Origin of the sequence: Brevibacterium sanguinis (genome assembly GCF_003315415.1) — a bacterium.
GTDB classification, from domain to species: domain Bacteria; phylum Actinomycetota; class Actinomycetes; order Actinomycetales; family Brevibacteriaceae; genus Brevibacterium; species Brevibacterium celere_A.
Window position 1 is genome coordinate 70,395 of sequence record NZ_QNSB01000003.1, and the last position, 14,197, is coordinate 84,591.

General features: G+C 68.8%; 10 protein-coding genes. 7 read left to right on the plus strand and 3 right to left on the minus strand.

Annotation, left to right across the window (positions count from 1 at the left end; translation table 11 throughout):
* Window positions 1-91: 91 nt before the first annotated feature.
* Both DFO65_RS04665 and DFO65_RS04670 read right to left on the minus strand, forming a co-directional pair.
* Window positions 92-646, minus strand: a complete 555-nt coding sequence (locus tag DFO65_RS04665) for a TetR/AcrR family transcriptional regulator (protein ID WP_113903265.1) — start codon at window positions 644-646, stop codon at window positions 92-94.
* A 370-nt stretch (window positions 647-1,016) separates the two neighbouring features.
* Window positions 1,017-3,689: a bifunctional acetate--CoA ligase family protein/GNAT family N-acetyltransferase gene (locus DFO65_RS04670; protein WP_113903266.1), complete on the minus strand. Its 2,673-nt coding sequence runs from the start codon at window positions 3,687-3,689 to the stop codon at window positions 1,017-1,019.
* Between the two features lie 210 nt (window positions 3,690-3,899).
* Here DFO65_RS04670 and DFO65_RS04675 point away from each other — a divergent pair, with 210 nt between their 5' ends.
* A complete protein-coding gene (locus tag DFO65_RS04675; protein WP_113903267.1) occupies window positions 3,900-4,487 on the plus strand; it encodes a DUF5998 family protein in 588 nt (195 codons plus the stop codon).
* Window positions 4,487-5,680, plus strand: coding sequence for an alkaline phosphatase family protein (locus tag DFO65_RS04680; RefSeq protein ID WP_245940481.1), 1,194 nt, complete (start codon window positions 4,487-4,489; stop codon window positions 5,678-5,680). The genes DFO65_RS04675 and DFO65_RS04680 overlap by 1 nt, the downstream gene beginning before the upstream one ends.
* Here DFO65_RS04680 and DFO65_RS04685 read toward each other — a convergent pair.
* Window positions 5,619-6,122, minus strand: coding sequence for a GtrA family protein (locus tag DFO65_RS04685; protein WP_113903269.1), 504 nt, complete (start codon window positions 6,120-6,122; stop codon window positions 5,619-5,621). The two genes, DFO65_RS04680 and DFO65_RS04685, sit on opposite strands and share 62 nt — an antisense overlap.
* A 202-nt stretch (window positions 6,123-6,324) precedes the next feature.
* On the opposite strand from DFO65_RS04685, the gene DFO65_RS04690 reads away from it, so the two are divergent.
* From DFO65_RS04690 to DFO65_RS04710, 5 genes are all read left to right on the plus strand, one after another.
* Complete coding sequence (locus DFO65_RS04690; protein WP_113903270.1) at window positions 6,325-7,488, plus strand: 5-(carboxyamino)imidazole ribonucleotide synthase; 1,164 nt, start codon at window positions 6,325-6,327, stop codon at window positions 7,486-7,488.
* Window positions 7,485-8,024, plus strand: coding sequence for a 5-(carboxyamino)imidazole ribonucleotide mutase (gene purE, locus DFO65_RS04695; RefSeq protein ID WP_113903271.1), 540 nt, complete (start codon window positions 7,485-7,487; stop codon window positions 8,022-8,024). The genes DFO65_RS04690 and purE overlap by 4 nt, the downstream gene beginning before the upstream one ends.
* A 37-nt stretch (window positions 8,025-8,061) precedes the next feature.
* Window positions 8,062-9,210 (plus strand): acyl-CoA dehydrogenase family protein, encoded by a 1,149-nt coding sequence (locus DFO65_RS04700; RefSeq protein ID WP_113903272.1) that lies wholly within the window; start codon window positions 8,062-8,064, stop codon window positions 9,208-9,210.
* A gap of 256 nt (window positions 9,211-9,466) precedes the next feature.
* Window positions 9,467-11,041, plus strand: a complete 1,575-nt coding sequence (locus DFO65_RS04705) for an LCP family protein (RefSeq protein WP_113903273.1) — start codon at window positions 9,467-9,469, stop codon at window positions 11,039-11,041.
* Between the two features lie 254 nt (window positions 11,042-11,295).
* Window positions 11,296-14,034 carry an NlpC/P60 family protein gene (locus tag DFO65_RS04710; RefSeq protein ID WP_245940482.1) on the plus strand — a complete coding sequence of 913 codons (2,739 nt, stop codon included), beginning with the start codon at window positions 11,296-11,298 and terminating at the stop codon, window positions 14,032-14,034.
* Window positions 14,035-14,197 lie beyond the last annotated feature (163 nt).

A 14,197-nucleotide genomic window follows, 5' to 3' on the forward strand; every position in this document is an offset into this window, starting at 1 on the left:
GCACCCGTCGATTCTAGCGTTCTATTTGAGTTCTACCGGTCAGGGGCGCCTCGAGCGGTCCCGTGTCGCCCGAGATCGGCCCGCGGGCACCTCAGGCGGTGGCTGTGTTGTCACGCATCCACTGGAGCACATCGTGGACGTAGCCCTCGAGGTTCTCCCGCCTCGCGGTGCCGGCCATGAGCTCGCGGGTCATCACGCCCATCATCGCGCAGTTGACGCGGCGGGCGACCTCTTCGCTCACCCCGCCGACGCGCACGACGTACTCGTCGAAGTTGCGCAGGTTCTTCTCCTTGGCCGCCTGCGCCTCGGTGGGAAGCGCGGGGTCGAGGCTGAGCATGACCATCGCATAGAAGCGGTTGCGGTCGGTCGTCAGCCAGTTCATGCAGAAGTCGACGGCCAGCTCGTCGGGCGACCTGTCGGAGCTCATCTGGGTATGGGGCAGCCGCTCGAGCTGCAGGGAGTTGAGTTCGCCGATGCGTTCCATGATCCCGGTGATCAGGGCGTCGCGGGTGCGATAGACATTGGAGGTGGAGCCCACCGGCAGTCCGGCCAGTGCGTCGACGGCGCGGTGGGTGAGTCCGCGGACTCCTTGCTCTGCGACGACGGCAATGGCGGAATCCGTGACGACGTCCCTACGGGAGATCATTTCTTGAGGCCTCGCTCTCTTTCGACACCTCGAACGGAGGCATCTTCTCGGGGTGAGTGACCAACATCGGTCGTGTCAAGCCTTCAGCACAACTTCATAACGTTTTGTGCTTGAACGGATACCGACATTACCTGTCGAAGCTGGTCATTGGTATATGACTCGCTGAGTTTCTTCGTTTAGCGGCCAGGTTCCCACTCAAAGGGACGAATTGCGCCGGCAATCACCTCCGTCGCCTTTCGGCAGTGCAGGTGTCATCGCCGCCGACAGCCGATCCGCTCTCGCGGCGCAGCTCAGCCGCAGGCGCACGGCACTGCAGGTGCAGGCGATCGGCACAGCAGATGCGGTGCCGATCGCAACGCGACGGACGTTGTCAGCTGAGCAGCCGTCGCGTCGCGTCGATGCGGGTCGCGGTGGGCAGGACCTCGATCCGAGCGCTGAGGAGATGCGACTCGGTGACGGTGGCGACGATCGGATTGATCTCGAGCTCGACGATCTGGGGGTGGCGTTCGACGAGGACGGACAGCCGCTCGATCACCCCTTGGAGCGGGTCGATGTTCACCGGGGGCAGACCGCGGAAGCCGAACAGCCTCGGCGAGGACTTGACCGATCGGATCATCTCGACCGCATCCTTGTCCGTCAGCGGCGCCACCCGATGCTGGACGTCGCCGAGGAGCTCGGTCGTGTCCCCGGCGAGGGAGAAGGAGAGCAGCGGGCCCAGCAGCGGGTCCTCGCCGGCGCGGATGACGCAGGGCACCCCGGGCGGCGCCATCGCCTGGACGTCGATCTGCGGCTCCTCGTCGCCGATCATCGTCCGGATGATGTCCTGGATCGCGAGGAAGTCGTCGCGGAGCTCGTCGGCGTTGGTGATGTTGAGGCGCACCCCGCCCAGCTCCATCCTGTGCCGCAGCGTTGCCGACACGGCCTTGAGCGCGACCGGGTAGCCGATGGCATCGGCCGCGGCGAGGGCCTCGTCCACCGAGGCGGCCGTGAGGTAGGGGAGGACCTCGATCCCGTAGCAGGAGAGGAGAGCCTGGGCCTGGTCCCGCTCGAGCGTCACGGGCCTGCCCGTCTCGGCTCCGGTCAGGGCCGACTCGATGATCGTGCGGACCCCCTTGTCGTCGAGATCCTCGATGTCGAGATAGCGTCCGTGGTCGGCGGCCCGCCACCGGGCGTACTCGGTCGCTCGAGCCAGCGCCCACACCGCGTCCTCGGGTCCGATATAGCTGGGGACCGTGTGGGGTGTGCGCGACCCCGAGTCGTCGGGCAGGTAGGTCGTCAGCTCGTCCTGGACGCCATGGATCCCGAGGAAGCACGCGACGGTCGTCTTCCGCGAGCGAGCCGCCGCCTCGGCGAGGTGGGCCGCGATCTCGCGTTCGTCGGCCCCGGCCGACGGGGTGAAGGTGACGATGACGGAGTCGACGTCCTCATCGGCGTACACGGCCTCGAGCTCGGCGCGGAAGGTGTCCGCCTCGACCTCGGGGTGCAGCGAGACCGGCTCGAGGTCGACGTGCAGGCCCTGCGCGCGGGCGCGCTGGACGATGAGCGTCGACATCGCCGCCGAGTTCCCGATCACCCCGACCCGCCGTCCGGCCGGCAGCTCCTGCGTGGAGAACACCTGCGCGAGGTCGAAGAGCTGGTGGATCGTGTCGGCCCTGATGACCCCGGCCTGACCGAGCACCTGGTCGAGGGCGTGGGGGGCGAGCGAGGAGGTGCGCACCATGTGCCCGGGCGGCAGCTCACGGCCGGTGAGGTCCGATTTGATGACGATGACGGGCTTGACGCGGGAGACGCGACGGGCGATGCGGGCGAACTTGCGCGGATTGCCGATCGACTCGAGGTAGAGCCCGACGGTCTTCGTCGCCGGGTCCTCCTCCCAGTACTGGAGGAGATCGTTGCCGGAGAGGTCGGCCCGGTTGCCGGCCGAGACGAACGTCGAGATGCCGAGGCCCCGCTTCTTCGCCGCCGCGAGCAGCGCCGTGCCCAGCGCCCCCGACTGGCTGAACAGCCCGAGGGTCCCCGACGCGGGGAGGAAGGGGGCGAGCGAGGCGTTGAGCGAGATGTCCTCGGCCTCGTTGACGAGGCCGAACGAGTTGGGACCGACGAGGCGCATTCCGTACGAGCGCGCGGTCGCCACCACCTGCCGCTGCAGCTCCGCCCCGGCCTCGCCGGTCTCGGCGAAGCCCGAGGAGATGACGAGGACGGCCTTGACACCGTGGGCGGCGCACTCCTGGACGACCTCGGTCGTCGCGGCGGCGGGCACCGCGATCACGGCGAGGTCCGCGGTTCCCGGCAGCTCGGCGAGACTCCGGTAGGCCTGGACGCCGGCGATCTGGTCGACCTCGGGGTGGACGACCCACAGGTCGCCGGTGAAGTTCGCCGCGGTGATGTTGCGGATGAGGAGGTTGCCGGTGGAGTTGTGCTTGCGGCTGGCGCCGATGACCACCACCGAGGCGGGGTGGAGGACCATGCGCACGCTCTTCGCCTCGGCGCGGTGCTCCCGGGAGGCCTGGACCTCGATGGAGCGGGCGGTGGGATCGATGTCGAAGTTGACGGCGACCACGCCGTCGTCGAAGCCGCGCGTGACCTCGTACCCGGCGGCCTGGAACACCTGGAGCATCGAGCGGTTCTGGGGCAGCACCTCGGCGGTGAAGCGCCGGATCCCCGACTCCCGGGCGGCCGCGGCGAGGTGCTCGAGGAGGATGGAGCCGACGCCGCGGCCCTGGTGCGCGTCGGCGATATTGAATGCGACCTCGGCGACGGCCGCGGAGATCTTGTCGTAGCGGCCGACCCCGATGATGTCCTCGCCGACGAGCATGACCAGCGCCACCCGGTCGTGGTAGTCGACGTTGACGAACCGGTCGAGGTCGCGCTTGGGCAGCTTCGGCAGCGGGGCGAAGAAGCGCAGGTAGATCGACTCGGGGGACTGAGCCTCGTGCATCCTGGCCAGCGCCTCGGCATCGTCGGGGACGATGGGGCGCAGGTGTGCTGTTCCGCCGTCCCGCAGGACGACATCGGCTTCCCAGGAATGCGGATACTGCTCCATGCTCCCAGCATAGGCTCTGCGCGGCGCACGATCCGGATCGTGCGCCGCGGGCGACCCGGCGCGTGAGCCGTAGGCCATCCCGGCCGTGCGCAGACGGGCCGTCCCGGCCGTGCGCGGGCGGGCCATCCCGAGCATGCCGGTGACCGCACGGGGTGCGCGGCCACCATGCCGGCTGGGCGGTCCTCGCGCGGGTGGGGCACAATGGGACATATGGCTCTACCCGAAGTTCTCGTATCTGATCTGCAGTCGGCCGGCTACTATCCCCAGCTCACCCAGGGGATCCTGGCCGAGTCCCTGTTCGGCGAACCGGTTCTGGCCCACTTCGTCCACATCGACACGCACGTCGACATCGAATCGATCCACCGGCACGTGACCGCGTTCGTCCTCACCGAGACCCGGCTGCTCCTCGCCCACGTCGACGACGACCCCGATGCCGCGCCGGGATCGAAGCCGAAGGCCGTGACGAGCAGCGAGGACATCGAGCTCGAGCGCCTCGGCACCGTGATGGTCGGGCGCACCTACGCCGAACCCGCCGCCTACCAGCCGGGGGACAGGCCCGTCGAGGTCTCGCTCACCCTGTCCTGGGGCGCGGCGCGGCGCATCGAGGCGTTCCCCGAGGCGTGCGGTGACCCCAACTGCATGGGCGATCACGGCTACGGCGGATCGATCTACTCCGAGGACGTCATGCTCCGCGTCTCCGCCGAGGCGGAGGGCCAGGAGGCCGTCGACAGGATCGCCGACTTCGCGGCGAAGCTGCGCGCGGCGGTCTTCCACGCCCGGCTGCGGTCGCGGCGCTGATGTCCGGCGCATCCGACGAGGAGTCGCAGTCGGGGCCCGGGCAGGGCAGGGCGCTCATGGGCCCGCCCGACTACTCCGGTCCGATCCTCTCCGACGTCGTCCCGGCCGCGGCGCTCAGCCTCGGCGCTGGTGAGATCTTCGACGTCGAGACCCGCCGGCGAGCCGAGCGGCTCGGCCTCGACCGAGAGGTGCGCACCGCCGTCGTCGTCCTCGTCGACGGACTGGGGGAGCGTCAGCTCACCCGCTACAGCGGATACACGCCCTTCTTCCGGTCGCTCGTCTCCGACCGCCGGACCCTCTCCGCCGGGTTCCCGTCGACGACGGCCAACTCGCTGTCGTCACTGGCCACCGGACGGCTGCCGGGCAGCCATGGGGTCGTCGGCTACCGCGTCCTCGATCCCGCGCGCGACGCCGTGTTCAACCAGCTGACCTGGGACCTCGACGTCGATCCGATCACCTGGGTGCCCGATGCCACGCTGTTCGAGCGGCTGAGCGCGGCCGCCGTCGACGTCGTCAGCCTCGGTGAGGCGAAGTTCGCCGGACGCGGGCTCAACCGCGCCTCCCTGCGCGGCGGCCGGTTCCGGGCCTCGAAGACGCTCGAGGAGCGCTGCGCGCAGGCCGTCGCCGAGGTGCGCGCCCCCGGCCGTCGCCTCGTCTACCTCTACTGGGGCAACCTCGACAAGACCGGTCATGTGCACGGCTCCGACTCCGCGCAGTGGACCGACGAGCTCGAGCACGTCGACCTCGCGCTCGCGCGTCTGGCCACGGACCTGCCGGGGGACTCGACGATGATCGTCACCGCTGACCACGGGATGGTCGACATCCCCCACGAGAAGCGGCTCGACGTCGTCGACGCCCCCGAGCTGCGCTCCGGGGTGCGGCACATCGGCGGGGAGCCGCGTGCGCTCCATGTCTATGCCGAGCCCGGTGCCGAGGCGGACGTCCTCGCGGCCTGGACCGACACGGTGGCCGGGCGCGCCCTCGTGCTCTCGGGCTCCTCCGCCGTCGAGCGCGGGTACTTCGGGCCCGTCGACCCGAGGGTGCGGGGGAGGATCGGCGACGTCATGGTCATCTGCCACGAGGACTTCGCCGTCGTCGACTCCGCGAACGAGTCGCCCTCGGCCCTCGCCCTCATCGGCCATCACGGGTCGACGACGGCACGGGAGCTGGAGATCCCCCTCCTGGTGGTGTGAGCACCAGGACCTCGCGCGCCGGGGACCCCGACGGCACTCGGAAGAGGACGAAGCGGTACATGAGGTAGCGGAAGACGTTGCCCAGAGCCACGCCGACGACGTTCGCGGAGATGTTGTCGGCCAGCGGCGACGTCCAGCCGATGACGTAATGGGACACGACGAGGCACAGTCCCGCGATCGCCAGGCCCACCGCGTTGACCGCGTAGAAGCCGAGCGCCTCGCGCAGGGGACGATCGGTGCGACCGTCGCGGAACGTCCACAGCCGCGAACCCAGCCACGAGACGGTCGTGGCACACGCGACGGAGGCGATCTTGGGGATGAGGGGACCGACGTCGGTGGTGAACAGCAGCAGGTTGAACGTCCCGAGGTCGACGAGGAAGGCGATGCTGCCGACCGTCCCGAACTTCGCGAGCCGGAAGGCCTCCGTGCGTCGACGCCCCATGACCCTCCCTCACGCGCTCCGGTCGTGGACCGTCGATGTGCCGAAGGCACCGGGTCACGCCTGCGCTCCCATGATACGTCGGTGACGAGCCGACGACGGATCCGTGAGCGATGTCGGTCCCCGCAGGAGCGGGTGCGCCCGTTAGACTGGGGCGGTGACTTTTCCTCGTGTCGGTGTCATTGGCGGTGGCCAATTGGCACGTATGCTCGCCCCGGCCGCAGAAGCCCTCGGAATCCGGTTCTCGGTCCTCGCCGAATCAGCGGACGCCCCTGCCACCCAGGTCATCAGCGAGGTGACCGTCGGTGACTACACGGACTACGCGACCCTCAAGGCCTTCGCCGAGACCGTCGACGTCGTGACCTTCGACCACGAGCACGTGCCCCCCGAGCACCTCGCGGCTCTCGCCGAGGCGGGACACGCCGTGCGCCCCGGACCCCAGGCGCTCATCTTCGCCCAGGACAAGATCCGCATGCGGACGAAGATGGACGAGCTCGGCCTGCCCAATCCCGAATGGGCGACGATCACCTCGCTGGCCGACGCCGAGGCATTCGCCGAGCGAGTCGGCTTCCCGTTCGTCCTCAAGACCCCGCGCGGCGGCTATGACGGCAAGGGCGTGAGAGTCGTCGAGGGCCTCGCCGAGGTCGACGAGTGGCTGCGGGAGACCTCGCCTCTGCTCGCCGAGGAGAAGGTCGACTTCACCAGGGAGCTCGCCGTCATGGTCGGCCGGTCCCCGATGGGCCAGACCGCCGTGTGGCCGGTCGTCGAGACCTGGCAGCAGAACGGGGTGTGCAAGGAGGCGATCGCCCCCGCCCCCGGACTGAGCGCGGAGCGGGCCACCGCGATCACCGAGGCGATCCTCACCGTCGCCGGGGCCCTCGAGGTCACCGGGGTGATGGCGATGGAGATGTTCGAGACCGCCGAGGGCTTCCTTATCAACGAGTTCGCGATGCGACCCCACAACACCGGCCACTGGACCCAGGACGGCGCGGTGACCAGCCAGTTCGAGCAGCACCTGCGCGCCGTCCTCGACCTGCCGCTCGGCAGTCCCGCGGCCCGGGAGGAGGTGTCGGTGATGGTCAACGTCCTCGGCGCCGACCACGAGGACCTCTACCAGCCCTACTTCCACGTCATGGCCCACGACCCGGAGGTCAAGGTCCACCTCTACGGCAAATCGGTCCGCCCCGGACGCAAGGTCGGCCACGTCAACGCCTACGGCGCCGACAGGGACGCGGTGCTCGCCCGCGCCCGCCACGCCGCCGACTTCATCGCCGGGATCGATCCCGACCCCTACCCCGACCGGCCCGCCCCGGTCGACCTCGACGCCCTCAGCGCCGAGGCGCCGGCACTCGAGAAGGACCCACGATGACCGCAGAGAACCCGACACCCCCGGCCGCCGCCTCGGCGAGCGCACCCGCCGTGGCCATCGTCATGGGCTCGGACTCGGACTGGCCGACGATGCAGGCCGCCGCCGAGGCGCTGACGCAGCTCGGCATCGACTCCTCGGCCGAGGTCGTCTCCGCGCACCGGATGCCCGAGGACATGGTCGAATGGGCGAAGACCGCGGCCGATCGCGGGATCCGCGTCATCATCGCGGGAGCCGGGGGCGCGGCCCACCTGCCGGGCATGATCGCCTCGCTGACCTCGCTGCCGGTCATCGGCGTGCCGGTGCCGCTGCGGCACCTCGACGGGATGGACTCCCTGCTCTCGATCGTGCAGATGCCCGGGGGGATCCCCGTCGCCACCGTCTCCATCGGGGGCGCGAAGAACGCCGGCCTCCTCGCCGCCCGCATCCTCGCCGCCGGAGACACCGAGGATGCCCTCGAGCTGCGCTCCCGGCTCGACGACCATCGCCGGGAGCTGCGTCAGGTCGCCCTCGACAAGGGGCGTGCCCTGCGGCAATAATGAGATCACTTAACAACTGATCAGTACGAGGAGTGCGATGTTCGATCTCTACCAGCCGACCGAGGAGCACGAGGAGATCCGGGCCGCAGTCCGGGCCGTCGTCGACGACAAGATCGCGCCGTTCGCCGCCGAGGTCGACGCCGAGCCGCGCTACCCGCAGGAGGCGCACGACGCCCTCGTCGACACGGACTTCTTCGCCGCTCACATCCCCGAGGAGTACGGGGGAGTGGGTGCCGACGCGCTCGCCGTGTCGATCATCATCGAAGAGGTCGCACGAGGCTGCGCCGCATCGTCCCTCATCCCCGCCGTCAATAAGCTCGGCAGCCTCCCGGTGCAGCTGGGCGGCAGCGCGGAGATCAGGCAGCGGTACCTGCCGGCGGTGGCGCGCGGAGAGGCGGGATTCTCCTACGGACTGTCCGAGCGCGAAGCCGGGTCCGACACGGCCTCGATGAGAACCCGAGCCGTCCGCGACGGCGACGACTGGGTGCTCAACGGAGTGAAGACGTGGATCACCAACGCCGGGATCTCCGAGTACTACACGGTGATGGCCGTCACGGACCCCGACGGCCCGCGCGGCCGCAACATCACCGCCTTCGTCGTCGAGAAGTCCGATCCCGGCTTCACCTTCGGGAGCAAGGAGCGCAAGCTCGGCATCAAGGGATCGCCCACCCGCGAGCTCTTCTTCGAGAACGTGCGACTGCCCGGCGATCGCGTCATCGGCGAGGTCGGCGCAGGACTCAAGCTCGCCCTGTCGACCCTCGACCACACCCGGGTGACGATCGCGGCCCAGGCCGTCGGCATCGCCCAGGGGGCGCTCGACTACGCCCTGGGCTACGTCAGGGAGCGCAAGCAGTTCGGCAAGCGCATCGCCGACTTCCAGGGCATCCAGTTCATGCTCGCCGACATGGGCATGAAGCTCGAGGCCGCGCGTCAGCTCACCTACGCCGCCGCGGCCAAGAGTGAGCGCGGCGACTCCGACCTCAGCTACTTCGGCGCCGCCGCCAAGGCCTTCGCCTCCGACGCGGCGATGGAGATCACGACCGACGCCGTGCAGCTCCTCGGCGGGGCCGGCTACGTCGTCGACCATCCCGTCGAGCGGATGATGCGCGATGCCAAGATCACCCAGATCTACGAGGGCACGAATCAGATCCAGCGCCTCGTCATGGGCCGCAAGCTGCTCGGCTGAGCGAGCTCCGCGGGGCGGCGCCGGGAGGCCGTGAGCGAAACGACATGCCTGGACGGCGGCATGTGCGCGGCTGGGGCGGCCTCAGCAGTCACAATGGATGGACACAGTCGACTCCCCGCTTGGTCTGGGACAGTTGACGCTGTGAGCGACGGCGCGGGCGCACGCGATGCTCTCCACGGGGATCCTCGCGGCCCCGTCCGGGCCGTTGCAGTGCAGGACCCGCCGTCAGGTGCCCGACGAGGCAGAAGGAAGCTCAGTGGCCGAAACGAGATACGTCGACCCCATCCACTACCCGGCGTACGCTTCCCAGCCGACCCGGGATATGCGGGCGTGGCTGCTTCTCCTCGTCACCACGGTGCTGCCCGGAGGGGTGCAGCTGCTGTTCGGGTCCCGCCGGTGGGCCAAGGTGTCCCTGCTCATCACAGCCGTCAGCTGGCTGCTCGTCCTCATCGCAGGGGTGGCGATCCTCGTCGACAGGACGGTCGTCTTCACCCTCGGCACGAACCCGATCATCCTCACCTTCCTCACGCTGTGGGTGCCGATCATCGGTCTCAACTGGCTCATCTGCCTCGTCGACTCGCTGCGCCGGATCCGGCTCGTGACGATCTCCCGGCGGGCGCGCAAGCGCTTCGTCGCCGCGTTCTGCGCCCTGCTGCTCATCGTCGTCGGCCCCCTGGCCTGGGGGACGTCGATGCTCAACAGCCAGCGCGGGCTGATGAGCGAGCTCTTCGCCTCGGGGAAGGCCGTCAAGCCCGTCGACGGCCGCTTCAACATCCTGCTCCTCGGCTCGGACGCCGGCAAGGGACGGACCGGCATCCGGCCGGACTCGATGTCACTCGTCTCCATCGACGCGAAGACGGGCCAGACCCTCATCATCGGGCTGCCGCGCAACATGCAGAACGTGCCCTTCCCCGAAGGAACCCCGCTTCACGACGTCTATCCGCAGGGCTACGACTGCGGCAGCGAATGCCTCCTCAACGCGGTGTTCCAGGAGGGGGAGAAGCATCGGGAGGAGTTCGAGAACCCGGAGACGGCGGGGGAGCAGGCGACGATGGACGCCGCCTCGGCGATCACCGGCCTCGAGACGCAGTACTACGTCATGGTCAACCTCAAGGGTTTCGAGAAGCTCATCGACTCCCTCGGCGGGATCACCCTGGTGTCGGGCAAGCGGGTCCCGATCTCGTCGAAGATCGACCCGAGCACGGGTCGGCACGGACCGGTCAAGGGATGGATCGAACCCGGGAAGCAGAAGCTCGACGGCTACCACGCCCTGTGGTTCGCCCGCTCCCGCGAGTTCTCCAGCGATTACGAGCGCATGGTCCGGCAGCGCTGCGTGCAGACGGCGATGGTCAAGCAGCTCGATCCGGCCACCGTCCTCACCCGGTTCCAGGAGATCGCCAAGGCCACGCCGGGGGCCGTGTCGACGGACATCCCCTCGACCCAGGTCGACACCTTCGTCGATCTGGCGCTCAAGGTGAAGTCCCAGAAGATCGAGTCGCTTGACCTCACTCCTCCGCGTGTGACACCATCGCACCCGGACTTCGACGAGGCCCGAAGCCTCATCGCGGACAAGCTCGCGCAGATGTCCGAGGACGCGAAGAAGCAGAAGAGCGCCCAGGAACCCGCGGCCGGAGCCGGGGTGGGCGCGGGCGTGACGGCCGCAGGGGCGCCGGGAGCCGAGGCGTCGGTGCGCATGCAGGCGCTGGGAGCGCCGGCGGCGGCACAGGACGTGCCACAGGCGCAGGATGAGCCGGCGGTGCAGGCCCAGGGTGCGAGCGGCTCGGAGACGCCGTCGGAGGACGACACGCGATCGATCTGCTACGTCCCGTGACGGCTGCGTGCGGAGCCGGACGAAGGCGTCCGGAAGTGACTCGGGCGTGGGTTCGCGGGAAAAGTTTCACCACGGTGTGTCCCTTGCCAACACTGGGAAGCACACGCGTGTAATTCGACTGATTTCGCTCTTGGCTAGTCTGACACGCCGAAAATGTGTAACAATTTTGAGATGTTGGGGTTACTCACCGTCCTGCCAACGGCGAAGTGATCCTCAGGCCTGAACTTCCCTGTCTTCCTCGAAAAGGCTGAACGATGAAACTCATACTGCCCACAGTCGCGGGCTGCGCCTCGGTCGCGCTCGTCGGCACCCTAGCGGTCACGGCACCGTCCGCCTTCGCGGCGACGGTCGAGCCGGAGGTGACCCAAGAGGCGCTGAGTGTGAGCGAAGAGGGGCTCAAAGTCCCCGGTGCTCGCGACTCCGCCGATTCCTCCGGCCAAGTCTCCAATCGGAGCGCGACGAGCAACCTGCCCAACATCTTCAAGTCGCAGACGGCTCTCGCATCCACCCAGGTCGCCGCGGCCCCGGTCGCTGCGACGGGCACTGCCACCGTCACCCCCGCCTCGGCGAGTCTGACGGGCCCGCAGGAGTCCACGTCGCCCGCCCCCACCGAAGGCTCGACCCCGGAGGAGTCCGGTGCCGCCGAGGCGCCCACGGCGCCTGCGGAGGACGAGAAGGACTCCGCGGAGTCGAAGGACGGCGCCGAGGAGAAGTCCGACGGCGACATCTCGGGCTCGGTCCAGCAGAAGACCGAGGACGGGGTCAACATCGCGCTGATCTCCGACGTCCTCGACGTGCCGACGAAGAACCCCAGCCTCATCGGGTTCACCTTCTCCCAGTCCCAGTCGAACATCCGCATCCAGGTGCGCATCAAGGACGAATCGGGCTGGAACAGCTGGACGACCCTCGACGAGGAGCAGGGCGAGGAATCCTCGACCGAAGGCTCCGAGCCCTTCACCGTCAACGACGCGACGGGCGTGCAGATGCGCATCCTGGGAGATCAGGCCCCCAGCGACGCCGAGCTCGTACTCGTCGACCCGAAGCGCTCCGCTGCCGATGCCACGGCCGTGGCCGAGAACGCCCCGGTCGAGATCGACCCGCAGAGCACCGGCGCTGAGTCGGACACGGCACAGCTGCCCGCGGACCCCGGAGAAGGACAGGCGCCGGCAGACTCGGGAACCGCCGACACCGCCTCCGCACAGACCGCGGCCGCTCCCGCCGAGGCGACGGTGACCAACCAGAACTTCGTGCCGGGCTCGGCGACCGTGAGCACCGTCGCGAAGTCGAAGAAGGTGCCGAAGCCGGACATCGCCTCCCGGAAGTCGTGGGGCGCGAAGTCCTACAAGGGCAGCCCCGACTACGCGAGCAAGGTCAAGCAGGCGGTCGTCCACCACACGGCCGGCTCCAACAGCTACTCGGCCGAGGACGTGCCCTCGATCCTGCGCGGCATCCAGACGTACCACCAGAAGGGCCGCGGTTGGTCCGACGTCGGCTACAACGTCATCGCCGACAAGTACGGCCGCCTCTGGCACGCCCGCGGCGGCGACCTCGAGAAGGCCGTCGTCGGAGCCCATGTCGCCGGACACAACACCGGAACCTTCGGAATCTCGGTGCTCGGCAGCTACGGCTCGAAGGCCCCGCCGCGCAAGGCCCGTGACGCCGTGGCCTCCGCGATCGCCTGGAAGCTCTCCCTCAACGGCCTGAAGTCGAACAAGTCGACCGTCGTCGCCCACCGCGACCTGGCCGGCACCGACTGCCCGGGTGACGCCTTCTACGCCAAGATGGGCGAGATCCGCGACACCGCGGCCGGCATCCTCAAGTCGGGCGAGCTGCCCGACGACGGCGAGAAGAAGGACGAGCCGAAGGAGAAGCCGAAGCCGAAGACCTCGATCGAAAGGTACGCCGAGGCGCACGCGAAGGAACTCGGCAAGGCCACGAGCGGCGAGTACGACGTCAAGGGCATCGAGGGCGGCAAGGCCCGCAACTACGAGAAGGGCGTCGTCTACTGGTCCAAGAAGACCGGCGCATACCACCTCAGCGGCGGCATCGCCAAGGCGTACAAGGGTGACGTCGTCTCCATGCTCGGCCTGCCGATCGGCAACGAGAAGGGCGGCCTGAAGAACGGCGGCACCTATCAGTCGTTCGCCAAGGGAGCGATCCACTGGTCGAAGTCGACAGGCGCCCACGCCACCAGCGGGGTTCTGCTCGGGTACTGGAAGTCGAAGGGCTACGAGAAGGGCCACCTCGGCTACCCGAAGTCGAACCCCGTCTACAAGGACGGGCGCGGCGAGCAGCTCTTCGAGGGCGCTCGGATCGTCTGGGCGGAGGGCTACGGGACCACCGAGTTCTCACCCAAGGGGACCATCGCACCGGGAGCGTTGGACGCCAACGCTCCCGGCGATGCCGGCTCTGCTCCACCAGGAGACAAGGCCGCAGATGGCGGTTCGGCTGCAGACTCCGGGGAAGGTTCTGCAGACGACTCCACCGCCGACGCTGACGGCAGCGAGAAGCCGAAGGACGACAAGCCCAAGGACAAGCCCAAGGACGACAAGTCGAAGGACAAGCCCAAGGACGACAAGTCCAAGGACAAGTCGAAGGACAAGCCCAAGGACAAGCCGTCGAAGGACGAGCAGATCCAGGCTCAGCGCGACGCCATCATCAAGGAGGCGAAGAAGCACCTCGGCGTGAAGTACGTCTGGGGCGGCACCTCGCCGAAGAAGGGCTGGGACTGCTCCGGCTACACCCAGTACGTCTACGGCAAGCACGGCATCAAGCTGCCGCGCACGACGAGCCAGCAGCGCAAGGCCGGCAAGGAGATCGCACTCAAGGACGCCAAGCCCGGCGACCTCATCTGGGTGCCCGGGCACATCGGGATCATCTCCGAGACCAAGGGCAAGATGTACGACGCGGGCTCGAGCCGGACGAACACCTCGAAGCGCAGCTACGAGTGGATGCTCGGCCGCGGTGCCAAGGTCATCCGAGTGATCGGCTGAGAAGCCATGTGATCGGCGGACCCGAATCCGCCGGACGGTGCCCCGTCTCCGTCACCCACAGCACTGCCGTGGGTGGGGAGGCGGGGCACCGTCGTTGGTGGACACGGGGCGGTCCGCGCGCATCTCGGCCCAGGTCACGGGCGTGAACTCAGTGTGACAAGTT